Origin of the sequence: Paenibacillus sp. NRS-1781 (assembly GCF_050467745.1) — a bacterium.
Classification (GTDB): domain Bacteria; phylum Bacillota; class Bacilli; order Paenibacillales; family Paenibacillaceae; genus Paenibacillus; species Paenibacillus terrae_A.
The window spans coordinates 1-929 of the sequence record NZ_JBITPI010000122.1 but is presented as its reverse complement, the minus strand read 5'-3'; the positions used below and the strand labels follow the sequence as shown (position 1 = coordinate 929).

The window sequence follows — 929 nt, the reverse complement described above, 5'->3', positions numbered from 1 at the left end:
TTGTGCCAAGACTTAGGGATATTCCCGTTTGGGTACGTGAAGGGGCAACAGATGAAGAGATTGCGAAACGGCTAAATATTCACATTTGGACATTAGGCGACTATCGCAGGAAGCATCCCAAATTTGCTGAAGCATTGGAACGTCCAACCAAGTGGGAAACCCATGTATATCCTAGACTAGCGGAGATTCAGGCATGGTTCGAAGAAGGCGTGAATGCAGAGGACATTATCAGGAAACTCGATATAGGTAAAACGACTTGGTACGAGTACATTGATAAACATCCCATGCTGGCTGAACTAGTCAAATGGAGCAGATCTGTGCCTATATCACACGTGGAAAATTCACTTTTGAAAGCCGCTACAGGATATGAATATGAGGAAATTCGTACAATAGTCGAAGAGGACAAAAATGGAAAAAAGAAGACGCGTATCGAGAAAGTGAAACGGTATCAGCCTCCCAATCCGACAGCGATGATCTTCTACTTAAAGAACCGTGCACCTAACGATTGGAATGATCGACGTGAGCTGGTGGTCAATACGAAAGCACTGGAACAGGAGCGCAAGCAGCTATTTCTGGATATGATCGAAGCGGATGTAGTGGATGCCGACTATGAAGCTATTGAGGAATCAATAGAGATTGAGGAAGGATATATGGAGCCAGATGATTCACAGCCATAACGTTATGTCGTCAATATTTGTATAGATAAACGCCAGTTTCAGCCCTGAATTAGCCCCAAAAGTAGCCAGAATCAGTGCATAAGATAGGTTATGCAATCACTGGACTTTGCCCCACATCAACGGTATGATGTGACACACAAGCGAAGGGTGGGGGCGAATATGGAGTATATTCAAGGGTTTGAAGCACATTTACGGAGCAAGGATCGGAGCGAGAACACAGTTTCCTGTTACATTCGGGACGTATTGCAGTTC

General features: G+C 44.6%; 1 protein-coding gene. It reads left to right on the top strand.

The genetic code is table 11. From position 1 onward, the window contains the following. Nucleotides 1-677: transposase (locus ACIFO6_RS24225; protein ID WP_430044617.1), on the top strand; the 677-nt coding region annotated here is incomplete at its 5' end. Nucleotides 678-929 lie beyond the last annotated feature (252 nt).